General features: G+C 63.6%; 21 protein-coding genes and 1 riboswitch. Of the genes, 15 read left to right on the top strand and 6 right to left on the bottom strand.

The window, feature by feature from the left end:
• Positions 1 to 12: 12 nt before the first annotated feature.
• Positions 13 to 1,491: an Asp-tRNA(Asn)/Glu-tRNA(Gln) amidotransferase subunit GatA gene (gene gatA / locus EP867_RS07265; RefSeq protein ID WP_128487669.1), complete on the bottom strand. Its 1,479-nt coding sequence runs from the start codon at positions 1,489 to 1,491 to the stop codon at positions 13 to 15.
• A complete protein-coding gene (gatC, locus tag EP867_RS07270; protein ID WP_128487671.1) occupies positions 1,488 to 1,778 on the bottom strand; it encodes an Asp-tRNA(Asn)/Glu-tRNA(Gln) amidotransferase subunit GatC in 291 nt (96 codons plus the stop codon). The genes gatA and gatC overlap by 4 nt, the downstream gene beginning before the upstream one ends.
• Before the next feature lie 281 nt (positions 1,779 to 2,059).
• Here gatC and EP867_RS07275 point away from each other — a divergent pair, with 281 nt between their 5' ends.
• Positions 2,060 to 2,755, top strand: a complete 696-nt coding sequence (locus EP867_RS07275) for a metal-dependent hydrolase (RefSeq protein ID WP_128487673.1) — start codon at positions 2,060 to 2,062, stop codon at positions 2,753 to 2,755.
• Positions 2,756 to 2,758: 3 nt separating this feature from the next.
• Here EP867_RS07275 and EP867_RS07280 read toward each other — a convergent pair whose 3' ends face one another.
• The gene (locus EP867_RS07280) at positions 2,759 to 3,214 is read right to left on the bottom strand and encodes a nucleoside deaminase (RefSeq protein ID WP_128487676.1); all 456 of its coding nucleotides are present in this window, start codon (positions 3,212 to 3,214) and stop codon (positions 2,759 to 2,761) included.
• Positions 3,215 to 3,356: 142 nt separating this feature from the next.
• Between EP867_RS07280 and EP867_RS20515 the strand changes: the two genes are divergently transcribed.
• The 8 genes from EP867_RS20515 (at position 3,357) to EP867_RS07320 (ending at position 13,635) form a co-directional block, all read left to right on the top strand.
• Positions 3,357 to 5,150 (top strand): pseudouridine synthase, encoded by a 1,794-nt coding sequence (locus EP867_RS20515; protein ID WP_380075202.1) that lies wholly within the window; start codon positions 3,357 to 3,359, stop codon positions 5,148 to 5,150.
• A 298-nt stretch (positions 5,151 to 5,448) separates the two neighbouring features.
• The gene (locus EP867_RS07290) at positions 5,449 to 6,354 is read left to right on the top strand and encodes a 5-bromo-4-chloroindolyl phosphate hydrolysis family protein (protein ID WP_128487679.1); all 906 of its coding nucleotides are present in this window, start codon (positions 5,449 to 5,451) and stop codon (positions 6,352 to 6,354) included.
• Positions 6,355 to 6,398: 44 nt separating this feature from the next.
• Positions 6,399 to 7,574 carry a toxic anion resistance protein gene (locus EP867_RS07295; RefSeq protein WP_128487681.1) on the top strand — a complete coding sequence of 392 codons (1,176 nt, stop codon included), beginning with the start codon at positions 6,399 to 6,401 and terminating at the stop codon, positions 7,572 to 7,574.
• Between the two features lies 1 nt (position 7,575).
• Entirely contained in the window at positions 7,576 to 8,541 is a 966-nt protein-coding gene (locus EP867_RS07300) for a DUF2927 domain-containing protein (protein ID WP_128487683.1), read from the top strand.
• Positions 8,542 to 8,623: 82 nt separating this feature from the next.
• A complete protein-coding gene (locus EP867_RS07305; RefSeq protein WP_128487686.1) occupies positions 8,624 to 9,754 on the top strand; it encodes an SPFH domain-containing protein in 1,131 nt (376 codons plus the stop codon).
• Positions 9,755 to 9,779: 25 nt separating this feature from the next.
• Positions 9,780 to 10,886 (top strand): primosomal protein N' (replication factor Y) - superfamily II helicase, encoded by a 1,107-nt coding sequence (locus EP867_RS07310; RefSeq protein WP_128487689.1) that lies wholly within the window; start codon positions 9,780 to 9,782, stop codon positions 10,884 to 10,886.
• A 77-nt stretch (positions 10,887 to 10,963) separates the two neighbouring features.
• Entirely contained in the window at positions 10,964 to 12,196 is a 1,233-nt protein-coding gene (locus EP867_RS07315; protein WP_128487691.1) for a putative DNA modification/repair radical SAM protein, read from the top strand.
• Complete coding sequence (locus EP867_RS07320) at positions 12,193 to 13,635, top strand: UdgX family uracil-DNA binding protein (RefSeq protein ID WP_128487693.1); 1,443 nt, start codon at positions 12,193 to 12,195, stop codon at positions 13,633 to 13,635. Before EP867_RS07315 ends, EP867_RS07320 begins: the two co-directional genes overlap by 4 nt.
• Here the strand turns inward: EP867_RS07320 and EP867_RS07325 are convergent.
• A complete protein-coding gene (locus EP867_RS07325; protein ID WP_128487695.1) occupies positions 13,617 to 14,540 on the bottom strand; it encodes an MBL fold metallo-hydrolase in 924 nt (307 codons plus the stop codon). The two genes, EP867_RS07320 and EP867_RS07325, sit on opposite strands and share 19 nt — an antisense overlap.
• A gap of 163 nt (positions 14,541 to 14,703) precedes the next feature.
• Positions 14,704 to 15,129 (bottom strand): metallopeptidase family protein, encoded by a 426-nt coding sequence (locus EP867_RS07330; protein ID WP_128487697.1) that lies wholly within the window; start codon positions 15,127 to 15,129, stop codon positions 14,704 to 14,706.
• 76 nt (positions 15,130 to 15,205) lie between these two features.
• On the opposite strand from EP867_RS07330, the gene gltX reads away from it, so the two are divergent.
• The 6 genes from gltX (at position 15,206) to guaA (ending at position 24,444) form a co-directional block, all read left to right on the top strand.
• A complete protein-coding gene (gene gltX, locus EP867_RS07335) occupies positions 15,206 to 16,528 on the top strand; it encodes a glutamate--tRNA ligase (protein ID WP_128487699.1) in 1,323 nt (440 codons plus the stop codon).
• A gap of 77 nt (positions 16,529 to 16,605) precedes the next feature.
• Entirely contained in the window at positions 16,606 to 17,946 is a 1,341-nt protein-coding gene (locus EP867_RS07340; RefSeq protein ID WP_128487701.1) for an MATE family efflux transporter, read from the top strand.
• Between the two features lie 40 nt (positions 17,947 to 17,986).
• Positions 17,987 to 18,090: riboswitch (glycine riboswitch) on the top strand.
• 154 nt (positions 18,091 to 18,244) lie between these two features.
• Positions 18,245 to 19,366 carry a glycine cleavage system aminomethyltransferase GcvT gene (gene gcvT, locus EP867_RS07345; RefSeq protein WP_128487703.1) on the top strand — a complete coding sequence of 374 codons (1,122 nt, stop codon included), beginning with the start codon at positions 18,245 to 18,247 and terminating at the stop codon, positions 19,364 to 19,366.
• Positions 19,367 to 19,407: 41 nt separating this feature from the next.
• On the top strand, positions 19,408 to 19,764 hold the full coding sequence (gene gcvH / locus EP867_RS07350; RefSeq protein ID WP_128487705.1) for a glycine cleavage system protein GcvH: 357 nt from the start codon (positions 19,408 to 19,410) through the stop codon (positions 19,762 to 19,764).
• 121 nt (positions 19,765 to 19,885) lie between these two features.
• A complete protein-coding gene (gene gcvP, locus EP867_RS07355) occupies positions 19,886 to 22,726 on the top strand; it encodes an aminomethyl-transferring glycine dehydrogenase (RefSeq protein ID WP_128487707.1) in 2,841 nt (946 codons plus the stop codon).
• 158 nt (positions 22,727 to 22,884) lie between these two features.
• A complete protein-coding gene (guaA, locus tag EP867_RS07360; protein WP_128487710.1) occupies positions 22,885 to 24,444 on the top strand; it encodes a glutamine-hydrolyzing GMP synthase in 1,560 nt (519 codons plus the stop codon).
• Between the two features lie 175 nt (positions 24,445 to 24,619).
• On the opposite strand, the gene EP867_RS07365 is transcribed toward guaA, so the two are convergent.
• A complete protein-coding gene (locus tag EP867_RS07365; RefSeq protein WP_128487712.1) occupies positions 24,620 to 25,396 on the bottom strand; it encodes a Bax inhibitor-1/YccA family protein in 777 nt (258 codons plus the stop codon).
• Positions 25,397 to 25,412: the final 16 nt, after the last annotated feature.

The raw sequence follows: 25,412 nt of genomic DNA on the forward strand, positions 1-25,412 counted from the left end.
CGGGAGAGCCGATTACCACCATTTCGACGGCTTGGCTACAAAGCCCGCCGCCTTCTCCAGCACATAGGCATGGTTCAGCAGACCTGCCTCATCCCAGGGACGGCCGATGAGCTGCAGACCCAGCGGCAGACCCGACGCGTCCAGACCGACCGGAACCGAGATGCCCGGCAGACCGGCAAGGTTCACGGTGACGGTGAAGACGTCATTGAGATAGGCCTCAACGGGGGAGGCGTCTTTCAGCTTGCCCAGCTCAAATGCCGAAGAGGGCGTGGCCGGGGTCAGGATCGCATCGACGCCTGCCGCGAAAGCCTGCTCAAAGTCGCGCCTGATCAGCGCGCGGACCTTACGGGCACGGTTGTAGTACGCGTCATAGAAACCGGCCGAGAGCACATAAGTGCCGACCATGACGCGGCGCTGCACCTCCGGGCCGAAGCCTTCGGCGCGGGTCTTCTCATAGAGATCATTGATGCCGTCACCGGCGCCCAGGGTGGCGCGGTGGCCGTAGCGCACGCCATCATAGCGCGCGAGGTTCGACGAGGCTTCGGCAGGCGCGATTACATAATAGGCCGGCAGCGCGTATTTGGTATGCGGCAGCGAGATGTCGACGACTTCAGCGCCGGCATCGCGCAGCATGGCGATGCCGTTCTGCCAGAGGGCTTCCACCTCATCTGGCATGCCATCGACGCGGTATTCGCGCGGAATGCCGATCTTTTTGCCGCGGATATCGCCGGTCAGTGCCGCTTCAAAATCCGGGACCGCGATGTCAGCCGAGGTGCTGTCTTTCGGGTCGTGACCGGCCATAGCCTGCAGCATGATCGCCGCGTCGCGCACGGTTTTGGTCATCGGACCCGCCTGGTCGAGCGAGCTTGCATAGGCGATGACGCCCCAGCGCGAGACGCGGCCATAGGTCGGCTTGATGCCGACGGTGCCGGTATAGGCCGCAGGCTGGCGGATCGAGCCGCCGGTGTCGGTGCCGGTTGCCCCAAGGCAGAGATCCGCCGCCACAGCCGCCGCCGAGCCACCCGAGGAGCCGCCGGGGGTCAGTTGACGGCCGTCAACTTTCCAGGGGTTGACCGCCGGGCCATAGCAGGAGCTTTCATTGGCCGAGCCCATGGCGAATTCGTCCATGTTCAGCTTGCCGAGCATGACGGAGCCGGCCTCAAAGAGCTTTGAGGTGACGGTGGATTCGTATTCAGGCTTAAACCCTGCGAGGATATTCGAGGCCGCCTGCGTGGCCACACCTTTGGTGCAGAAGAGATCCTTGATCCCCAGCGGGATGCCGCACATGGCGGGCGCCTCACCGGCGCGCAGACGCTCATCGGCGGCGCGGGCCTGATCGAGGGCGATCTCGGGAGTTTTATGGACATAGGCGTTCAGCGGATCAGAGGCATCCATCGCCGTGAGGCAGGAGAGCGTCAGATCTTTCGCGGTGATGTCGCCTTTGCGCAGCTGGTCGCGGGCCTCTGCGATGGTGAGCGTATTGAGGGTCATTCCACCACCTTCGGAACTGCAAAGAAACCTTCACGCGCATCGGGCGCGTTTTTCAGAACGGCCTCAGGATAGCCGCCATCGGTGACGCCGTCCTGACGACGCTTGAGGCGCATCGGCGTGACCGAGGTCATCGGCTCAATGCCCTCGACGTCGACTTCGTTGAGCTGTTCCATGAAGTCGAGAATGCCGGAGAGCTGCTCGGCAAGTTTCGGCAGGTCTGCCTGCTCAACCCGGATGCGGGCGAGACGCGCAACCCTGGCTGCGGTCGGGATGTCAATGCTGGACATGGAGGCCTCCGTCTGTCGGGCTTCCGTTTAGCGGGAGGGGGGAATTTGCGCAAGTCAGCGCTTGTCGCACGGGGAGGTCGTGGTGGGACTTCGTGGGGGGATTTCGTGAGGGGGACTTCGTGCGGCGGAAGAACCCGAGACCCCGCGCGCCGGGGGCTTTGCGCCCCCGGATCCCCGCAGAGTATTTTGAAAAAACCAAAGGCTGCGACGCGCTCTTGCCGGGAGCGGCGGCGGGCGGCAGACTGCGGCTTCTCGGATCCGGAGCGCAAAGGAGATTTCAGATGAAGATTATCTGGCTGGGGCATGCGGGATTTCGCATTGAGATCGGCGATCAGGTGCTGCTGGTTGATCCCTGGCTGACCAACCCGCTGTTTCCGGCAGCGCGGCGCGCGGAGGCCATCGCCGGAGCCACGGCCATTCTGATCAGCCACGGCCATTCCGATCACATGGCTGATGCTGTGGCGCTTTCCAAAGAGCTGCGCATTCCGGTGGCGGGGAAATATGATCTGACCTCCTGGCTGGAGAAATCAGAAGGGCTGAGCGGCAACATCGGCTTTAACAATGGCGGCACGATTAAGCTCGGGTCAGTGAATGTGACCATGGTGGCGGCCTCGCATTCTTCGTCGGCCATGACGGAGAACGGGCCGGTCTATCTGGGCTCGGAAGCGGGCTATATGATCGAGCATGGCGGGCGCACGATCTATTTCTCAGGCGATACCGATGTCATGGCGGATATGGCGATTTTCGCCGATCTGCATAATCCCGAGATCGGCATTTTGTCGGCGGGCGGTCATTTCACCATGGATATGAAGCGTGCGGCCTATGCCTGCCGTAAGTTCTTCCATTTCCGCACCGTGATCCCCTGCCATTACAAGACATTCCCTCTGCTTGAGCAGAGCGCCGATGATCTGCGTGCCGGGGTGTCGCATCATATCAATGTGATTGAGCCGGAGGTCATGGTGGCGATTGAGCTCTGACGCTCAGTCCCGCCTCCTGGCGAAAAACTCCGAGAGCAACCTCGCTGCCGCCCCGGCCTGCTGGCCGTCATAGACCTCGGGGCGGTGGTGGCACTGGGCGTGGCTGAAGATCCGCGGCCCCTGGGCGATGCCCCCCGATTTCGGATCCCCTGCCCCGTAATAGAGGCGGCGGATGCGGGCATTGCTGAGGGCGGCTGCGCACATGGGACAGGGTTCAAGCGAGACCCAGAGATCAAAGCCCGGCAGGCGTTCGGTCTTCAGCCGCGCGCAGGCTTCGCGGATCACGAGGATCTCGGCATGGGCGGTGGGGTCTGAGAGTTCCCGGCTGCGGTTTCCCGCCCGGGCGGCAATGCTGCCATCAGGGGCGATGAGCACCGCGCCCACGGGCACTTCGCCACGGGCGGCGGCGGCGCGGGCCTCTGCGAGGGCAAGATCCATATGGCTGAGAAAGGGGCTCATCCCTCTCTCCTGGCCTGAAGCGGGAACGCGTGCAAGCCTCACGCGGTTGTCGCTTGCAGGGGGGCGCTCTTTGCGCCTATAGCGGGCCTCTTTTGCCGCCCCCGCATGACTGCCGGGCTTTCTCCTCAGACAGAGTGACATCATGGCCAGCCGCCCCTTTGACCGTAAATCCGCCGCCCCCAAACCGGGTGCAAAACCCGGCCTGAAAAAAGGCGGTGCCCGTGCCGCGACGGCTGCCCCCGCGGCGCCCGCCTCTGATCTGATGGACAAAACGGAGGCCGGTCCGGAGCGGATCGCCAAGGTTCTGGCCCGCTCGGGCGTGGCGTCGCGCCGCGATGCGGAGCGCATGATCACCGAGGGGCGGATCTCGGTGAACGGGAAGATCATTGAAAGCCCGGCGCTGGATGTGACGCGCAGGGATAAGATCCTCGTTGACGGCGTGCCGCTGGCCCCGCCGGAGCCGCCGCGGCTGTGGCTGTTCCACAAGCCTGCCGGTCTGGTGACCACCGAGCGCGACGAACTGGGCCGCCCGACGGTTTTTGAGCATCTGCCCGAGGGGCTGCCGCGGGTGATGAGCGTGGGGCGTCTTGACCTGAACTCGGAAGGGTTGCTGCTGCTGACCAATGACGGTGAGCTGAAGCGCCGCCTGGAGCTGCCCTCGACCGGCTGGCTGCGCAAATACCGCGTGCGGATCAATGGCCGTCCCGAGGATCAGGATTTCAACGCGCTGCGCGAAGGCGTTGTGATTGACGGCGAGGTGTTCCAGCCGATGGTGGTCTCAATGGACCGCCAGCAGGGCGCCAATGCCTGGCTGACCGTGGGGATCCGAGAGGGCCGCAACCGTGAAGTGCGCCGTGCGATGGAATTCGTGGGCTATACGGTCAACCGCCTGATCCGCGTGAGCTACGGTCCGTTCCAGCTGGGCGATCTTGAGGTGGGTGAGGTCACTGAGGTGCGCCCGCGCACCCTGCGCGATCAGCTGGGCCTGGCTGAGACCCCGGATGTCGCGGCGACGGACGGCATTCTGCGCACCTCCGGCACCTCCGGCCGCTCGGTGAAAGGGGCTGCGGCTTCGGGCTCTCCGGCCCGGGCGCGGGTCAGCGGCTTCGCGCGCGGCGCGGCTAAGGATGACGGCGCAAAAGCTTACCGCAGCCGCGATGATGCAGCACCGCGCGGGGGCTTCACCCGTGGTGCGCGGGATGGCGAGGAGCGGCGTCCGGCAGGTGGCTTCCGCGCCCGCGATGAGGCCCCGGCACGGGGAGGTTTCTCGCGGGGCGCGGCAAAGGAGGAGGGCGCAAAGACCTTCCGCGGCCGCGACGATGCGGCACCGCGCGGGGGCTTCACCCGTGGAGCGCGGGATGGCGAGGAGCGGCGTCCGGCAGGCGGCTTCCGCGCCCGCGATGAGGCTCCGGCACGGGGCGGTTTCTCGCGGGGCGCGGCGAAGGATGAGGGCGCAAAGACCTTCCGCGCCCGCGAGGATGCGGCACCGCGCGGGGGCTTCACCCGTGGAGCACGGGATGGCGAGGAGCGGCGTCCGGCAGGCGGCTTCCGTGCCCGCGATGAGGCTCCGGCACGGGGCGGTTTCTCGCGGGGCGCGGCGAAGGATGAGGGCGCAAAAATCCTCCGCAGCCGCGAGGATGCGGCACCGCGCGGGGGCTTCACCCGTGGAGCACGGGATGGCGAGGAGCGGCGTCCGGCAGGCGGCTTCCGCGCCCGTGATGAGGCTCCGGCACGGGGCGGTTTCTCGCGTGGCGCGGCGAAGGATGAGGGCGCAAAGACCTTCCGCGGCCGCGACGATGCGGCACCGCGCGGGGGCTTCAGCAAGGGACCGGGGCGTGACGGCGGAGCGCCGAAAGCGCCCTTCGGACGTGGTCCGAAACCCGGCCCGAAACCCGGCGCCCGTCCCGGTTCGAAAGGCCCGCGCGGTCGTGGCTGATCCGGCCTGAGACAGTGATCCCGGCCCCCCTGCGGTGACGCAGCGGGGCCGCATTTATTTCAAATATCTTCCTGGCGCCCAGGGAACCCTTTGAAAACGGTGTGCGTTTCTCTCCGGCAGGGGACCGCCTAAAAGCGGTCAGTAAGCCTTGTTTAGCTGGATCGGAACCGGGGCCTGCCCTATAGTTTCGGCGATATCAGACCGGATCGGTGGAAATGGGTCAGACTGGGATTAAACGCACGGCCTTTGCCCTTTGGGCCATGCTGATGCTTTACGCAGCCTTCACGGGGACCGGCGCATGAGCCAGCGTTTCGGCGGTAAGTACAGCCCTCAGCCGCAAAATTCCCCCGCAAAAGCCGGCAGGCCGCTGCAGAGCGCCCGCCCCTCGCGGCTTGGTGCGCGGGTCAATATGCTCTTCGTGCTCCCCTTTGCGCTGCCGCTGGTGGCTTTTTCGCAAAACCCGACGGGGCTTGCGGCGGATCTCATCGCGTTTGGTATCCTGATGCTGTCGGCCTGGCTGACCCGCGAGGGTGAAAAGGCCCATGAGGCCTGGGACAGCCGCGCCATTGCCCGTCGCCCGGCCTTTCCGCGCAAGATCTTCGGCTCGCTGCTCAGTGGTATCGGTATCGGCCTTGCGGCCTGGGCCCCGGGGGCAGAGGCGATCGGCCCCGGGCTTCTGGGCGTGCTGGGGGCCGCGCTTCACTTTATCTCTTTTGGCGCAGATCCGATGCGCGACAAGGGGATGGAGGGGGTTGATGCCTTCCAGACCGAGCGGGTGGCCAATGCTGTGGCAGAGGCCGAAAAGCACCTGAGCGCTTTGCGTGAGAGCGCCCGTCCCGTGGCTGACCGCGCCCTGATGGATCAGATTGACCGCTTTTCGGCCACGGCGCGGACCATGTTCCGCACCCTGGAGAACGACCCCCGCGACCTGACCTCGGCGCGACGCTACCTCTCGGTTTACCTCGAGGGCGCGAAAGAGGCGACGGCGCGGTTTGCGCAGATCTATGCCACCACCCGCGACCCGAAAGCCCGCTCCGATTACGCCGATCTGCTGAGCGACCTCGACACCCGCTTCTCGCAGCGCACAGAGGTGCTCCTCTCAAACGACCGCACCCGGATGGATGTGGAGATTGAGGTGCTGCGCGAACGCCTGGCTCTGGATGCGCCGCGTACCGTCGCGCAGACGGACCCTGAACATTCTTAATCCTGCCTGATGTCCCGCCCCGGAATTTTACCGAAAGGCCTGTTATGACACCGATTGACCCGAAAGCCGCCGCGCAGCTGACTGCCGAATTGCAGGATCTGACCGCAACGCCCCTGCCCGAAGCCGGTAACGCTCTGGTGACCCTGGAGGAGGCCCCGGCCCCCATGGCAGAGGCGATCCGCTCGCGCATGGCAGAGCTGGATATCACCTCAACGCAGTCGATCATCGGCTTTGGCTCGAAAGCACAGGCAGAACTCCAGGTGATCAGCCAGGAGATGCTGCAGGACGTGAAGAACAAAGACGTCGGCCCGGCAGGTGATGCGCTCGCCTCGATGGTCTCGACGATCCGTGGCTTTTCGGTCTCGGAACTCGATGTGCGCCGCAAGCAGTCCTGGTGGGAAAAGCTGCTCGGCCGCGCCGCGCCTTTTGCGAAATTCGTCGCCCGCTTTGAAGATGTGCAAAGCCAGATCGACAAGGTCACCGATGAGCTTCTGGGCCATGAGCATAAGCTGCTCAAGGACGTCAAAGCGCTTGATAAGCTTTATGAAAAAACCCTCGACTTCTATCATGAGCTCGCGCTTTACATTGCCGCCGGTGAAGCCAAGCTGAAAGAGCTGGATGCCACCACCATTCCGGCTGCTGTGGCCGCGATGGAAGCCGCCCCTGAGACCGATCAGATGCTCAAGGCGCAGGAGCTGCGTGATCTGCGGGCTGCGCGGGATGATCTGGAACGCCGGGTTCACGACCTCAAGCTGACCCGTCAGGTCACCATGCAGAGCCTGCCCTCGATCCGGCTGGTGCAGGAGAACGACAAGTCGCTGGTCACCAAGATCAACTCGACGCTCGTGAACACCGTGCCGCTGTGGGAAACCCAGCTGGCCCAGGCGGTCACCATCCAGCGCTCACGCGAAGCGGCAGAGGCCATTCGCGGTGCCAATGACCTGACCAATGAGCTGCTGACCTCGAACGCGAAAAACCTCCAGGATGCCAACCGCGTGGTGCGCACCGAGATGGAGCGCGGCGTCTTTGACATTGAGGCGGTGCGCGAAGCCAATGCGACCCTGATCGCCACGATCCAGGAAAGCCTCGCCATTGCGGATGAAGGCAAGAAGCGCCGCGCCGCCGCGGAGGAAGAACTGGTGAAGATGGAGGCGGAACTGCGCGAGACGCTGGCGTCCTCTAAGGCGCGTGCACCGCAGACCGGGGCCGGAAGGGGCTGAAATGACCGATGACGGTGGTGCGGCAAAGCGTCTTTGCCTTGCTGCATCTTTCCTGAGCCTGACTGCCCTGATGGCCTGCGGGTTACAAAGCCCGCAGGTCACGGCACTTCGGCCCAGTGCCCGGCCCGAGGTGGCCCTGCCGCCGAAACCCCAGGAGCCGTCCCGCGAATCCAAAGCCGTCGCGCGTCACTTCGCCGATGTTGAGAAAGATCTTCTCAGCCGGGGATTGCTGCGCCGCGACGGCGGGGGTGCGGATACGCCCTTTGGTCCGCGCCAGATTGCCGAGAATTTCACCCGCATCGCGCTTTACGATGAATATGCCCCCGGCGGCGGGACGCTGGTTGCGCGCGAAACGCCCTCAAAGCTGCGCCGCTGGCAGGCCCCGGTGCGGATCGGGCTGCGCTTTGGCGATTCCGTCGGCGAGGCGCAGCGCAATCACGACCGCGCGGCCGTGACCGCCTATGCACAGCGCCTCTCGAAAGTGACCGGACATCCGGTGCGGCTGAGCGATCAGAACCCGAATTTCTGGCTTTATGTCGTCTCAGAAGATGAGCGGCCCGCCATGGGTCCGGACTGGGCAAAGCTGTTCCCCGGTCTCGATCCGTCCGAACTGCGCGCCGCCACCGAGATGCCGCTTTCCACCTTCTGCCTTGTCATGGCGATCTCGCAGGGGGGCAGCCCGGTTTACACCAATGCCTTGGCCGTGGTGCGTGCGGAACTGCCCGATCTGATGCGCCTCGCCTGCTTCCACGAAGAGCTGGCCCAGGGGCTGGGGCTTGCCAATGACTATGCCCGGGCGCGACCGTCGATCTTTAACGATGACGAAGAATTTGCCACCCTCACCCCTCTGGATGAGACGCTGTTGTCTTTGCTTTATGACAAAAGGCTGCGTCCGGGGATGCGGGAAGCTGAGGTCAGCCCGCTGCTGCCGGCGCTGATTTCGGAGCGACTGCCGGGGGGCAGCTGAACAGGCTTCGGGTCTGCTGTGCCGGACCCGGAGGATTTTAGAGTGGAAAGCGCAGATCGCGCGGACCGAGAGGAGTGGTCAGATGGTGTTCTCTTTTCTGAAGGGTCAGTTCATTGACGTCATCCATTGGGTGGATGACACGCGCGACACCATGGTCTGGCGGTTTGAGCGCTATGATCATGCGATCATGTATGGCGCCAAGCTGACGGTGCGCGAAGGTCAGGCGGCGGTCTTTGTTCATGAAGGGCAGATCGCGGATGTCTTTGGTCCGGGGCTTTACCAGCTTGAGACCAACAACATGCCGATCATGACGGCGCTGCAGCACTGGGATCACGGCTTTAAGTCGCCCTTCAAATCCGAGATCTATTTCGTCAATACCACCCGCTTCACCGGTCAGAAATGGGGCACCCGCAACCCGCTGATGCTGCGCGACCCGGAATTCGGGCCGCTGCGTCTGCGCGCCTTCGGGGCCTATTCGCTGCGTGTGATTGATCCGGCGAAATTCATGCAGGAGATCGTCGGCACCGACGGTGAGTTCACCACTGAGGAAATCACCGTCCATATCCGCGATGTGATCGTGCAGGAGTTTACCCGCGCGGTGGCCTCTTCGGGCATTCCGGCGCTGGATATGGCGGCGAACCTGGGCGATCTGTCGAAGATCGTCAAAGAGGCCATGGAACCTGCGGTTGCGCAATACGGCCTCGAACTGCCGGATTTCGTGATTGAGAATATCTCGCTGCCCGAAGCGGTGGAGAAGGTCCTCGACCAGCGCACCTCGATGGGGATCGTGGGGGATCTGTCGAAATACGCCCAGTTCTCCGCCGCAGAGGCCATGAGCAAAGCCGCCACCACCCCCGGCTCGGGCATGGGTGAGGCTATGGGCGCCGGCATGGGGGCCGCCATGGGCATGGCCATGGGCAGTGCAATGGGCGGGGGCGCCGGTCCCTGGGGCGCGCGCCCTGCCGCTCCTGCCGCTGCCGCGCCGCCGCCGCCGCCCCCGGTGCCGGAAACCGACTGGCATATCGCCGAGGCCGGGCAGTCCAAGGGCCCCTTCAACACCGAAGGTCTGAAAGCCCTGATGGCAGAGGGCCGCTTTGGGCGCACCACCCAGGTCTGGAGCCCCGGAATGGAGGGCTGGAAGCCCGCCGGAGAGGTCCCTGCCCTGAGCAGCCTGCTGTCGCGCCTGCCGCCTCCGCCGCCGCCCGCGGGCTGATCCGGGTGACAGGGAGAGCCACCCGATGAAGTCCGAAAATTCCCGCTGGCCCTGCCCGGCCTGCGGCGCGGCCATGAACTACAACCCCGCAGCCAGGCAGCTGGTCTGCGGGCATTGTGGCCATACCGAAGTGCTTGAGGCCCCGCCCGAGGCGGACCGCAGGCAGGCCCTGCAGGAGCATCCTCTGCTGCCCGCCCTGAACGGGCGGCTGCCGCAGGCGGCGATGGAAGAGGTGCAGATCTCAAAATGTCCGGGCTGCGGCGCGGATCTGGAGCTTGAGGGGCTGGTTTCGGCCACCACCTGCCCCTTCTGCGCCACCCCCGTCATGCCGGGCGGCCCGCCGCAGCGGCTGATCCGGCCCCAGGCGGTGATTCCCTTCCGCATCCCCGAACGCGAAGCCCGCGAGCGGATGGCGAAGTGGCTCGGCAGCCTGTGGTTTGCGCCCAATGGCCTGACGCAATTTGCCCGTAAGGGCCGTCTGCTGACAGGCATTTACGTGCCCTTCTGGACCTTCGATTCCGACACCCGCTCCAGCTATTCCGGGATGCGGGGCGATGCCTATTACGTCACAGAAACCGTCACCGTCATGGTCGACGGCAAGCCCCAGCGCCAGCAGCGTCAGGTGCGTAAGATCCGCTGGAGCCGGGCCTCGGGGCGCGTCGCGCGGTTCTTTGACGATGTGCTGGTCATCGGCTCTCAATCGCTGCCGCGCGAGCATACTGAGGCCCTGGCCCCCTGGGATCTGGGCGGGCTGGAGCCGTTTCGCAAAGACTACCTCTCGGGCTTTCAGGCTGAGGCTTATGGCGTTGCCCTTGACCAGGGTCACCAGCGGGCGCGTGAGATCATGTCGGGCCAGATCGCCATGGATGTGCGCCGCGACATCGGCGGCGATGAGCAGCGCATTGAGCGGATCGACACCGACTGGGCGGATGAGACCTTCAAGCACATCCTGCTGCCGGTCTGGACCGCCGCCTATAAATACAACGGCAAAAGCTACCGCTATGTCGTCAACGGGCAGACCGGCAAGGTGAAGGGCGAGCGGCCCTATTCGGTCTGGAAGATCCTCTTTGCGGTGCTTTGTGCGCTGATCCTTTTCGGCCTGATCGCCGTCGTCAGCGAAGGACGCTACTGAGCCAGAGCCTCGCGCAGATCGTCACATCTGCGCGAGTGCTGCTTGAGGAACATTCCGCGAACCCATATTTAACCGCCATGGCACAGCTTACCCTCAAAGAGAAGCTCGCGATTCTCTCGGACGCGGCGAAATATGATGCTTCCTGCGCATCGAGCGGCGGGGAAAAACGCGATGCGCGCAAAGGGGGCATCGGCTCATCGGGCGGGACCGGGATCTGCCACGCCTATACGCCGGACGGGCGCTGCATCTCGCTGCTGAAGATCCTGATGACGAACTTCTGCATCTTTGACTGTGCCTATTGCATCAACCGGGTCTCCTCAAACGTTGAGCGCGCGCGGTTTTCCGTGGAAGAGGTGGTCAGCCTGACGCTGGAGTTTTACCGGCGCAATTACATTGAGGGGCTGTTTCTGTCGTCGGGGATCATCAAAAGCCCCGATCAGACCATGGCCGATATGGTCCGCATCGCTCGCACCCTGCGCGAAGAGCATCAGTTTCGCGGCTATATCCACCTCAAAACCATTCCCGATGCCTCTCCCGAATTGATTAAGGAGGCTGGTCTCTGGGCCGATCGTCTGTCGATCAATGTGGAACTGCCGCAGGACACTACCCTGCGCAATCTCGCCCCCGAAAAGCGGCCCGAGACCATTCGCGGCGCCATGGCGCAGGTGCGCCTGGAGCAGGAGGCGGCAAAAGAGAAAACCCACACCGGTCGGCGCGCGGCAAAATTCGCCCCGGCAGGTCAGAGCACGCAGATGATCATCGGCGCGGATGGTGCGGATGATGTGACGATCCTCAATACCTCCACCCGGCTTTACACCGGCTATAAGCTGCGCCGGGTCTATTACTCGGCTTTCAGCCCGATCCCCGATGCCTCTGCCGCACTGCCCCTGGTGCAGCCGCCCCTGCTGCGCGAGCATCGGCTTTATCAGGCTGACTGGCTTTTGCGGTTCTATGGCTTTTCGGCAGAGGAAATCGCCACCGGCACGCAGAAGGGCCATCTCGATCTTGAGATCGACCCCAAGCTTGCCTGGGCGCTCCAGCATCGCGGGCTGTTTCCGCTTGATATCAACCGCGCCTCGCGGGAGCTTTTGTTGCGGGTGCCCGGTTTTGGGGTGAAGACCGTTGACCGCATCATCGCGGGCCGCCGCAGCCGCACCCTGCGCTATGAGGATCTGTCGCGCATGGGGGCTTTGATGAAAAAGGCGCAGCCCTTCATCACCCTGCCCGGCTGGTCGCCGCGCGGATTGACCGATGAGGCGAACCTGCGCGCGCGCTTTGCGCCGCCACCAGAGCAGTTGTCCCTGCTGTGAGTTTCGCCGCCCGCCTGCCGCTGAACGACACCGACGGGCTTTGGCGCGATGCGGCGCGGCGCGCGCTCAGCCATGGGCTGCCGCCCGACCGGATCGACTGGACCGGAGAGGGCGGGCTGTTCTCCTCAGGCCCGCTGCCTGACGAGCCGGGGCCGAAGGAGATTAAGGTTACTAAAGCGTTTCTTGATCTGGCGACCCGCGTGCTGCCGCACCGCGACCCGAAGAAATACGACCTGCTTTATCAGGCGCTCTGGCGCATTGACCGCCGCGACGGCGACCCGACCCTGCAGGCCGATCCTTTGGGGCGGCAGTTGCAGATGATGGCCAAAAACGTCGGTCGTGACATCCATAAGATGCATGCCTTCGTGCGGTTTCGTGAACTGCCGCCCGTCAGCAACCGGCGCAATTTCGCCGCCTGGTTTGAGCCGGAGCATTTCATCACCCGCCCTGCCAGCAGCTTTTTCGCGAGACGCTTTGCTGACATGGACTGGATGATCGCCACCCCTGAGGAGACGGCGACCTTTCGCAGCGGCAAAGTGACCTTTGGCCCCGGCGGCGCACGCCCCGATCTGCCCGAAGATGCCTCAGAAGAGCTCTGGGCCACTTATTTTGCCAATATTTTCAATCCGGCGCGCATCAAGCTCAATGCCATGCGATCGGAAATGCCGAAGAAATACTGGAAGAATATGCCCGAAACGGCGCTGATCCCCGATATGCTCGCCGATGCGGAGGCGCGGGTTGCACGGATGCATGAGGCTGGCGCGAGCCGCCCGCGTGCCGGGGCCGCCACCATTTCCACCCGCTACCGTGCCGCCATGCCGGTCGCGCCTGACCTGCCCGAGACGCTGGACGAGGCGCATCAGGCCGCTTTGCATTGCCGCCGCTGCGGGCTTTGCGAAGCAGCGACCCGCACCGTCTTCGGAGAGGGCAACCCCCGGGCGCGGCTCATGGTGGTGGGTGAGCAGCCGGGCGATCAGGAGGATCTGCAGGGCCGGGTCTTCGTCGGCCCCGCAGGCCAGCTTCTGCGATCTGTCATGGCAGAGGCTGGGGTGGAGCCGGAAAACCTCTGGCTTACCAATGCGGTAAAGCATTTTAAGTTTGCCCCACGCGGCAAACAGCGCCTGCACCAGAACCCCAACCGGGGCGAGATTGAGGCCTGCCGCTGGTGGCTGGGGCTGGAACTCGCCTTTGTGAAACCCCGGCTGACGCTCGCGATGGGCCGCTCGGCTGCCTTTGCGCTGACGGGCGATGATGCGCCGCTGACGGCGCGGCGCGGGCGGATTGAGAGCGGCCTTCATGAGGGTGAGGTGCTGATCACCTGGCACCCTTCGGCCATTCTGCGCCAGCCTGACCCGCTGCGGGCGGCGCAGATGCGGGCAGAACTGACCGAAGATCTGGCCCGCGCCCTTCAGCTTTCGGATCAGCCCGCCGTCAGCTGATAGCTGTGCGGGATATAGCGAAAGCCCTGCCCCTCACGCGCCACATAGCCCAGCCCCGGGAAGGGCATGTGATAGCCGATAAAGGGGATGCGGTCGTCTGCGATCATGCCAAGCACCCGCCGGCGGCTGGCAGCGGCCTGCGCTTTGTCGAGATCATAGCGCACCTCCCAGTCCGGATTGGGCAGCGAGAAGGCGAAGTGATTGGTCAGATCAGCGGTCAGCATCAGCCGCTGCCCCTCGCTCTCCAGGTGATAGATCATATGCCCCGGCGTATGGCCGGTCGCGAGCATGGCCGTGATGCCCGGCAGAACCTCAGCCCCCTCACCGATGCGGGTGAACTTCGCCTCAAGAGGGCGGATGTGCTTCTCAAAGCCCTCATTTTCCGCCGCCGCCCAATGGGCAAATTCCGCATCGCCCGTCACATAACGCGCATTCGGGAAGGTCGGCCCGCCCTCGCCCGTGAGCCCGCCGATGTGATCACCGTGCATATGGGTGATGACCACAATGTCGATCTGATCGGGCGTAATCCCGGCGGCTGCCAGGGCCGCGGTAATGCCCTGCGGCGCCACGCCGGTGTCAAAGAGCACAAGTTCACGCCCGGTATTCACCAGCACCGGGATCATGAAGCTGCGCAGCATCTCAACAGGGATGAAGGCATCCGCCGCCGCCTTTGCCCGTTCAGACTCTGAGGCGTTCATGGCGAAGGTTTCAAAGGGTTTTTCCATCACGCCGGAACCTGCAAGCAGGCTCGTCACCTCAAAGCCGCCAAGACGGAAGCGCTGAAAGGCAGGCAGATGGCTGCCCTGAAGGGCAATCGCCGCGTGAGAGCGCGCAGGAAGCAGGCTGGCAGCCACTCCCAGGGCGGCGGTCGAAAGCGCGGCGCGGCGCGACAGGGACAGGGTCATGGGCAGGCTCCGGTCTGTTGTCTCTTCGCCTCAGATTGGCAGAGCGGGCCCGGACTGCCTAATAAAAATTCCTGTGCAGAGATCAAAGCCCTGCGAGCGCCCCGCCCGGCAGAAAAAAGGGCGGCCCGTTGCGGGGCCGCCCGGATGATCCCGGATCAGGAGATCATTCCCACCAGCGGTCAATCGCCGCAATGTCCTCATCCGACCAGCCGAAGTGATGCGCCAGTTCGTGCACCAGCACATGGGCCAGCAGATCTGAAAGGCCCACATCGCCGCGCTCAATCCATTCCTCAAGGATCGGGCGACGGAAGAGCCAGATCGCATCGGGCTGCTGCGGCTGATCAAGGCTGGCCTTCTCGGTCAGCGGAACGCCATCGTAAAGACCCGTGATTTCAAAGGGATCTTCAACCTCCAGCTCTTCGAGCATCTCCTGCGGCGGGAAATCGACCACCCGCAGCGCGATGGCCTGAGCGGCCTCGCGGCAGAAGTCGGGAAGCTGTGCCAGGGCCTCACGGGCCAGGGCCTCAAGATCGGCAAGATCGGGGGCTGCGAAGTTCAGTGCCGTGAAGGCGGTATCAGTCTGGCTCATGAGAGGGCTCCTTTGCCCCTGATATGGACTTTTCTTCGGCCTTGTGAAAGACAGGCGCCTGCACCCGGAGGCAAACATGACCGTTACCCGCTTCGCCCCATCCCCCACGGGATTTCTCCATATCGGCAACCTGCGCGCTGCCCTGATGAACTTTGCCATCGCCCGACAACAGGGCGGCACCTTCATCCTGCGGCTCGATGACACCGACCAGGAACGCTCGAAGCAGGAGTATATCGACGGCGTCTTCCAGGACCTCGAATGGCTCGGCTTCACCTGGGATCGGGTGGAATATCAGTCCAAACGCCTTGACCGCTACCATGAGGCGGCGGATCAGCTGCGCAAAGACGGCCGCCTTTATGAGGTCTTTGAGACCCCGGTTGAGCTGGATCTGAAGCGCAAAAAGCTGCTGAACATGGGCAAGCCGCCGGTTTATGACCGCGCGGGTCTGAAGCTCTCGGCAGAAGACAAAGCGAAATATCTCGCCGAGGGCCGCACCGGCTACTGGCGCTATCTGCTCGACCAGGAGCGCATCGAGTGGACCGATGGCATCCTTGGCGAGATCTCGATCGACGCCGCTTCGGTCTCGGACCCGGTGATGTTCAAGGCCGACGGCCAGGTGCTTTACACCTTCGCCTCCTCGGTCGATGACGTCGATATGGGCGTGACGGATATTGTGCGCGGCGCAGACCACGTCACCAATACCGCGACGCAGATCCAGATCATGAAATCGCTTGGTGGCGTGCCGCCGCGCTTTGCCCACCATTCGCTGCTGACCGGCCCGCAGGGCGAGGCGCTGTCGAAACGTCTCGGCACGCTTTCGCTGCGCGATCTGCGCGCGGGGGGCATTGAGCCGCAGGCGATCCTGTCGCTCATGGCGCGTCTGGGCTCGTCGAAACCGGTTGAGCTCTGCACCACCATCGAAGAGGTGATCGCAGGCTTTGACATCTCGACCTTCGGGGCCGCGCCCACGAAATTCGATGAAGCCGATCTGCGCCCGCTGACCCGCCATATCGTGCAGAAACTGCCGCTTGAGGCCGTGGCCCCGAAGCTGACCGAAATCGGCGTTCCGGCAGAGATCCAGGCCCCCTTCTGGGCCATCGCCAGCCAGAACATCGAGACCCGTGATGATGTCAAAGGCTGGTGGACCCTGACCCGCGACGGCGCTGAGCCGGTGATCGCAGAAGAAGACCGCGAGTTTATTGCTGAGGCGGTGAAACTGCTGCCCGCACAGCCCTGGAATGAAAACACCTGGGGTGAATGGACCAATGCGGTGAAAGCCGCCACCGGCCGCAAGGGCAAGGGGCTCTTCATGCCGCTGCGGCGCGCATTGACCGGCCAGGACCACGGGCCGGATATGGCCTCTCTGCTGCCGCTGCTGCAGAAGGTTCGCCTGAAGTGAGATAAAAAGGCCGGGGTTCGCCCCGGCCTTTCGCTTTGCAGGGCCGGGATATTCCGGGCTGCGGAATTGGAGTGGCCATGGCCGGGCAACAGGCGAAATTTCTTGAGGGCAATCTGTTTCGCCATGTGACGGTGATGTCGCTGACCGGCTCCGTCGGGCTGATGGCGATCTTTCTGGTCGATCTGGCGAATATGCTCTTCATCTCGATGCTGGGCCGACCCGAACTGGCCGCCGCCATCGGCTATGGCGGCACCATTATGTTTTTGCTGGTCTCTTTCGGGATCGGCGCTTCCGTGGCGGCGGGGGCCGTTGTGGCCACGGCGGTGGGCGCGCGGGATGAAGCTCTGGTCAAAACCCGCACCACGCATTCGGTCCTTCTGTCTTTTGCCTTTGGTCTGGTGATCTCGCTGATCGCCTGGGCACTTTTGCCGCTGATGGTGAACCTGCTGGGTGCCAGGGGAGAGGTGGCCGACCTGACAGAGCATTTCCTGGCCGTCACCCTGCCCTCGGTGCCCTTTTTGATTGCGGGCATGGTGGGCGGCGCGGTGCTGCGCGCCCATGGGGATGCCGCAGCCTCGATGACCTCGACCCTTTGGGGCGCGGGGGTGGCGGGGGTGCTGAACCCGGTGCTGATCCTCTGGCTCGATCTGGATCTGACGGGGGCGGCGCTGGCGACCTGCGCCTCGCGCTTTGTTATCGCAGGCGTGGCGCTCTGGCAGGTTCATAAGGCGCATAGAGGCTTTGTGGCCACCACGACACGGGCCACCCTTGCGGATATGCGGCCTTTGTCGAAAATCGCCGTCCCGGCCATTCTGGCCCAGGTGGCGACGCCTCTGGGCTTTGCCATCGTCACGCGGTTTATGTCCGCCTATGGCGAGGCGGCGGTGGCGGGCATGGCAATCACGGGGCGGCTGACGCCTGTGGCCTTCGGGGTGATCTTTGCGCTCGCAGGCTCGATCGGGCCGATCATCGGGCAGAATTACGGCGCGGGACGGCTGGAACGGGTTAAACTGGCCTTCAATGCGGCGCTGCAGTTCTCAGCACTTGTCGTGGCGCTGGTCTCGGTGGTGATGTGGCTGACACGGGGGCTGATCTCGGATGCCTTCCACGCCGAAGGGCTGACGCGGGAGATCATCTATCTTTTCTGCGGCCCCCTGGCAGGCCTGTGGTTTTTTGTGGCGATCATCTTTGTGGCCAATGCGGCCTTCAACAATCTGGGGCGGCCGTTCATTTCCACCTGGACCAACTGGCTGCGCGCCACCATCGGCACGCTGATCCCGGTCTGGATCGGATCAGAACTGGGCGGCGCTTTGGGCGTGATGTGGGGCCAGGCGCTGACGGGGGTGATTTTCGGGCTGCTGTCCTGGTGGCTGGCGCTGCGTCTGATCGGAAAAATGCGCATATCACAAAGCGTTTAAGGCGGGGCTTGCCAGCCCGCCCCGGTTTCAGCTAGAGGGAAATTCAGGATCGGGAGAATCCGGGCGGAGGGCAACTTCCGGCTCCGGTGCCGAAGGAGCAACCGCCCCGGTAAACTCTCAGGCGCAAGGGACCGTTCCTGAACAAAACTCTGGAGAGTGGCACCGCCGTGCCCGCCGAAGGGATAACGATCTCAGGCACCCCGCAGGGGTAAGGACAGAGGGGGCATCGAGGGGCAGAGATCCGTCTGCCTGCGGTGCCGTATTCTTTTTAAAAGACGGCCCATAGTCGGAGCGCGCAATGAGCGATCTGAAGCGGCTGGGTCTGCATGACCTCCACGTCGAACTTGGCGGCAAACTGGTCCCCTTTGCGGGCTATGAGATGCCGGTGCAGTATCCGATGGGGGTGATGAAAGAGCATCTTCACACCCGCGCAGAGGCCGGTCTTTTTGACGTGAGCCACATGGGTCAGGTGATCCTGAAGCCGAAAGCCGATATGGCCGCGCTGATCGCGGGCCTTGAGGCGCTGATGCCGGTGGATGTGGCCTCGCTGCCCGAGGGGCGTCAGCGCTATGGGCTGTTTACCGATGACCAGGGCGGCATCCTCGATGATCTGATGTTTGCCAACCGGGGTGATCATCTGTTCCTGGTGGTCAATGCCGGCTGCAAAGAGGCCGATATCGCCCATATGCAGGCACATCTCTCAGAGGTGGCAGAGGTGATCCCGGTCACGGACCGTGCGCTTCTGGCGCTGCAGGGACCGAAGGCTGAGGCCGTGCTGGAGGCGCTGGTGCCGGGCGTGGCGGCGATGAAGTTTATGGATATCGCCGTTCTGCCCTCCCCCGTCCATGGGGAGATCTGGGTCTCGCGCTCAGGCTATACCGGGGAAGACGGGTTTGAGATTTCCGTGGCAGAGGCCCATGCGGAGGCTTTCGCCCGTGCGCTTCTGGCCTCCGGGGGCGTGGCGCCGATCGGTCTTGGCGCGCGCGACAGCCTGCGTCTTGAGGCCGGGCTTTGCCTTTATGGCCATGACATCGACACCAGCACTTCACCGGTTGAAGCCGGTCTGACCTGGGCGATCCAGAAAGTCCGCCGTGCGGGCGGTGCGCGTGAGGGCGGCTTCCCCGGAGCAGAGCGCATCCTTCGTGAGCTGGCAGAGGGGCCCTCGCGCAAACGCACCGGCCTGCGCCCGGAGGGCCGCGCGCCGATGCGCGAAGGGGTCACCCTTTGGGACGCCGCTGAGGGCGGCACGCAGGTCGGCCTCGTCACCTCGGGCGGCTTTGGCCCTTCGGTCGAAGCCCCCGTCGCCATGGGCTATGTGACCGCCGGCTATGACGGCCCGCTGTTCGGGGAAGTGCGCGGCAAACGTCACGCCGTGGCCCGCGCACCCATGCCTTTCCAACCCACCACCTACAAACGCTGACGACATAAGCTGTAAGCGGCCTTTGCTGAGGAGCAAACCCAATGAAATATACTGAAGAACACGAGTGGCTGCGCGTCGAAGGCGATCTGGTCGTCGTGGGCATCACCGCCCATGCCGCCGAGCAGCTGGGCGATGTGGTTTTTGTTGAGCTGCCCGAGCCGGGCACCCAGGTTGCCGCCGGGGATGAGGCTTCGGTCATTGAGTCGGTCAAGGCCGCTTCCGACATTCTGGCCCCGCTCGATGGCGAGATCGTTGAAGTGAACGAGCGTCTGAGCACCAATCCGGCGCTGGTCAATGACGATCCGCTGGGCGCCTGGTTCTTTAAGATGAAGATCGATGATCTGTCGGTGCTCGACGGTTTCATGGATGAGGACGCTTATAACGCGCTGATCGGCTGAGGCCGGTTTTCGGGGAGAGGCCGGGGCGCTGCCCCGGACCCCGGAGTATTTTTGAAAAAGCCAAAGCGGGCGCGGCTCATGCGCGCCCCTTCCCTCCCCGCCTGCGGTTCCCGAGGATATGATGGCCTATACGCCCGTCGCTTATGACACCTATGATTTTGCCAACCGTCGCCACATCGGGCCCTCGCCCGCTGAGATGGAGGAGATGCTGAAGGCGGTGGGGACCTCCTCGCTGGAGGCGCTGATCACCGAGACCATCCCGGCCTCGATCCGTCAGGACAAGCCGCTCGCCTGGGCCCCTTTGGCCGAACATGAGCTGCTGGCGAAGATGCGGCAGGTGGCGGCGAAAAACAAAGTCATGACCTCGCTGATCGGTCAGGGCTATTATGGCACGGTGACGCCGCCGGCCATTCAGCGCAATATTTTTGAAAATCCCGCCTGGTATACGGCTTATACGCCCTATCAGCCTGAGATTGCGCAGGGGCGTCTGGAAGCGCTGTTGAACTATCAGACCATGGTCTGTGATCTGACCGGGCTTGATGTGGCCAATGCCTCGCTTCTCGATGAGGGGACGGCGGCGGCGGAAGCCATGGTCATGGCGCAGCGCCAGTCGAAATCAAAAGCGACGGCGTTTTTCGTGGATGAAAACTGCCATCCGCAGACCATTGCCGTCATTCAGACCCGGGCCTTCCCGCTGAAGATTGAGGTGATCGTCGCGGCGCCGGAGGCGCTGGAGGCGGATAAGGTTTTCGGGGCGATTTTCCAGTATCCGGGCACCTTCGGTCAGGTTCGGGATTTCAGCGCTGAGATCGCGGCTTTGCATGAGGCGAAGGCCATTGCCGTTGTGGCGACCGATCTGCTGGCGCTTTGCCTGCTGAAAGAGCCGGGCGCCATGGGGGCGGATATCGCCGTGGGCTCTGCGCAGCGCTTTGGCGTGCCGATGGGCTATGGCGGTCCGCATGCGGCCTTTATGGCCTGCAAAGATGAGATGAAGCGCAATATGCCGGGGCGGATCGTGGGCGTCTCGATCGACGCGCGCGGCAATAAGGCCTACCGGCTGTCGCTGCAGACCCGCGAGCAGCATATCCGCCGCGAGAAGGCGACCTCGAACGTCTGTACGGCTCAGGCGCTGCTGGCGGTCATGGCTTCGTTCTATGCGGTGTTTCACGGGCCAAAGGGTCTGCGGGCGATTGCGGAGCGCGTGCATGTCCTGACCGTGCGCTTAGCGGATGCGCTGAAGGCGGCGGGCGCGAAGGTGTCGCCTGATCAGTTCTTTGACACGATCACTGTGGAAGTGGGTGTCGGACAGGCCGGCATTCTGGCCGCTGCGCGTCAGGAGGGGCTGAACCTCCGCAGGATCGGCACGGATCGGGTGGGGATCTCGCTGGATGAGACGTCAAACGATGATGTGTTGCTGCGGGTGCTGCGCGCCTTTGGCATCGATAAAGCGCCGGAGGCCGGCGGCCATCTGGGGTTTGATGAAAAGCTGCTGCGCACCAGCGCCTATCTGACTCATCCGATCTTCCACATGAACCGGGCCGAGTCGGAAATGATGCGCTATATGCGCCGTCTGTCGGACCGCGATCTGGCGCTGGACCGGGCGATGATCCCGCTGGGGTCCTGCACGATGAAGCTGAACGCAGCGGCGGAAATGATGCCGCTCAGCTGGCCGGAATTTGGCGCGCTTCACCCCTTTGCCCCCGCCGATCAGGCCGCGGGTTATCATGAGGCGATCTCGGATCTCTCGGAGAAGCTTTGCGAGATCACCGGCTATGATGCCTTCTCGATGCAGCCGAACTCGGGCGCTCAGGGGGAATACGCGGGGCTTCTGACCATTCAGGCTTACCACCGCTCGCGCGGTGAGGGGCACCGCGATATCTGCATCATCCCGGTCTCGGCGCATGGCACCAACCCGGCTTCGGCGCAGATGTGCGGCATGAAGGTGGTGGTGGTGAAATCCTCGGCCAATGGCGACATTGATGTCGAAGATTTCCGTGCCAAGGCGGAAGCTGCGGGCGACCGTCTGGCCGCCTGCATGATCACCTATCCCTCGACCCATGGCGTCTTTGAAGGCACCGTGCGCGATATCTGCAAAATCACCCATGAGTTCGGCGGTCAGGTCTATATCGACGGCGCCAATATGAACGCCATGGTGGGTCTGGTGAAACCGGGTGAGATCGGCGGCGACGTCAGCCACCTCAACCTGCACAAGACCTTTGCGATCCCGCATGGCGGCGGCGGCCCGGGCATGGGGCCGATCGGGGTGAAATCCCATCTCGCGCCCTTCCTGCCCGGCCACCCGGAAACCGGCGGTCAGGAGGGACCGGTCTCGGCGGCACCCTATGGCTCGGCCTCGATCCTGCTGATCTCCTGGGCTTACTGCCTGATGATGGGCGGTGAGGGGCTGACCCAGGCGACCCGCGTGGCGATCCTGAATGCCAACTACATCGCGGCGCGTCTGCGCGGGGCCTATCAGGTGCTCTTCATGGGCAACCGCGGCCGCGTGGCGCATGAATGCATCCTTGATACCCGTCCCTTCGCGGAAGCGGGTGTGACCGTGGATGACATCGCCAAGCGGCTGGTCGACAACGGTTTTCACGCGCCGACCATGTCCTGGCCCGTTGCGGGCACGCTGATGGTGGAGCCGACGGAGTCGGAAACCAAAGCTGAGATCGACCGCTTCATCACCGCGCTCCTTGCCATCCGCGAGGAGATCAAAGCGGTGGAAGCCGGCGAGATCGCGGCCGAAGACAGCCCGCTGCGCCATGCGCCCCATACGGTCGAAGACCTGGTGGCGGACTGGGACCGCAAATATTCGCGCGAACAGGGCTGCTTCCCGCCGGGCGCCTTCCGCGTGGATAAATACTGGCCGCCGGTGGGCCGGATCGACAACGTCTATGGTGACCGGAACCTGATCTGCACCTGCCCGCCGCTGGAGAGCTATCTCGACGCGGCAGAGTAAGCGTCACTACGCCGCCCCCGCGCAAAGCCCCGGGGCGGCGTTTTTCCTTGCGGCAAAGGTAAAGGCGGGGCAAAAGGCCGCGAAATTCCCCGCTCATCGGGCCGTCCCTGACGGGGCCGCCCCCTTGTGATTCTTTCTGCCACAGGATAGGCGAAGGCATGACCCAGTCCCATGAACGCCTGCTCATCATCGACTTCGGCTCTCAGGTCACGCAGCTCATTGCGCGTCGCCTGCGCGAGCTGAATGTCTATTGCGAAATCCATCCCTACAACCGCGTCGATGACGCTTTCCTGGCAGCTTTTGCCCCGAAAGCCGTGATCCTCTCGGGTGGTCCGGACAGTGTGACCCGCGAAGGTTCGCCCCGCGCCCCGGAGGCGCTGTGGAACTTCGGCGTGCCGGTTCTGGGCATCTGCTATGGTCAGCAGACCATGATGCAGCAGCTTGGCGGTCTGGTCGAATCCGGCCATGGCACCGCGGAATTCGGCCGCGCCTTTGTGACCCCGGAAAACGGCGCGCTGCCGATCCTTGAGGGCTGGTTCCAGGACGGCAAAGAGCAGGTCTGGATGAGCCACGGCGATCACGTCTCGAGGATCGCACCGGGCTTTACCGTTTACGGCACTTCGCCGAATGCGCCCTATGCCATCACCGCAGATGTGTCGCGCAACTTCTATGCCGTGCAGTTCCACCCGGAAGTGCACCACACCCCCAAGGGTGCGAAGCTTTACGAAAACTTCATCCGTCTGGCCGGCTTCAAAGGCGACTGGACCATGAAGGGCTACCGCGAACAGGCAATCCAGGCGATCCGCGAGCAGGTCGGCGACAAGCAGGTCATCTGCGGTCTCTCGGGCGGCGTGGACAGCTCGGTCACCGCGATCCTGCTGCATGAAGCGATCGGCGATCAGCTGACCTGTGTGTTTGTAGACCACGGCCTGCTGCGCAAGAACGAAGCCGCAGACGTCGTGAAGATGTTCCGCGACAACTACAAGATCAAGCTGATCGCGGCGGATGAATCCGACCTGTTCCTGAACGCGCTGGAAGGCGTGTCGGACCCGGAAGTGAAGCGCAAGACCATCGGCAAGCTCTTCATTGACGTGTTCCAGAAATACGCCAATGAGATCGAGGGCGCTGAATTCCTCGCTCAGGGCACGCTTTATCCGGATGTCATTGAGTCGGTCTCCTTCTCGGGCGGGCCTTCGGTGACCATCAAATCGCACCACAACGTGGGCGGTCTGCCGGAGAAGATGGGTCTGAAACTGGTTGAGCCGCTGCGCGAGCTGTTCAAAGACGAAGTCCGCGCCCTTGGCCGCGAACTGGGTCTTCCGGCAAGCTTCATCGGTCGCCACCCCTTCCCCGGTCCGGGTCTTGCGATCCGCTGCCCCGGTGAGATCACCCGCGAGAAGCTGGCGATCCTGCAGGAAGCCGATGCCGTCTATATCGACCAGATCCGCAAGCATGGTCTTTACGACGAAATCTGGCAGGCTTTTGCTGCCATCCTGCCGATGAAAACCGTGGGCGTGATGGGCGATGGCCGCACCTATGACTATGCGGTCTCGATCCGCGCGGTCACCAGCGTCGACGGTATGACCGCTGATACCTATCCCTTCACCCATGAGTTCCTGGGTGAGACGATGACCCGCATCATCAATGAGGTGAAGGGCGTGAACCGCGTGTTCTACGATCTGACCTCGAAGCCGCCGGGGACCATCGAACTCGAATAATCGGGTTGGACATCACAAAACCGGAAGGGGCAACCCTTCCGGTTTTTTCATGCCGTTTATTCACGCGCGGAGGGAATGTTGCCGGTATTGGCCCAGAGCAACTCTCTGCGCGAGGGGAAGAAAAAACCCCGCTGGAGACCGGCGGGGTTTCGAAAAGATCAGACGAGTCTGATGCTTACTCTTTGTTGCCCATGAACTGCAGCAGGAACATGAAGAGGTTCAGGAAGTCGAGGTAGAGGTTCAGCGCACCCATGATGGCCGATTTGCCGAGCCATTCGGTGTCACCATACTGAGCATGCTCAATATAGGTGTTCTTGATGTTCTGGGTGTCATAGGCGGTCAGGCCCGCAAAGATCAGAACGCCGAGAACCGAAACCGCGAAGGCCAGAGCCGAGGAGGCCAGGAAGATGTTCACGATCGAGGCGACAACGAGACCGATCACACCCATCATCAGGAAGGTGCCGAAGCCCGACAGGTCTTTCTTCGTGGTGTAGCCGTAGAGCGACAGGCCCGCGAAGGCGATGGCTGTCACGACAAAGGTCTGCGCGATCGAGGTGCCGGTGTAGACCAGGAAGATCGAGCTGAGCGAAAGGCCCATAACAGCCGCATAGGCGTAGAAGACGACCTGCGCGGTGGCAGCCGACATACGGTTAATCATCGCCGAGAAGGCGAAAACCATGACCAGCGGCGCGAACATGATCACCCATTTCAGGGGGGTCGCGTAAAGCGCATAGCCAAGGCCGGTCAGATAGCGACCGCTGGCCAGCTGGCCCGCAGCGGCGGAAGGATCGGTGGTGTAGCTCAGGCCCGCGATGGCCCAGGCTGCTGCCGCAGTGATCAGCATACCCACGGACATCGTGCCGTAGACTTTGTTCATATGGGCGCGAAGGCCCTCGTCGATCTGCGCGGCCCGCGTGCCTGCAGCGGCGCGGATCGTCTGAAAGTCTGCCATTGGTCAGCCTCCGTCA

The sequence above is a fragment of the Falsigemmobacter intermedius genome, assembly GCF_004054105.1.
Lineage (GTDB): Bacteria > Pseudomonadota > Alphaproteobacteria > Rhodobacterales > Rhodobacteraceae > Wagnerdoeblera > Wagnerdoeblera intermedia.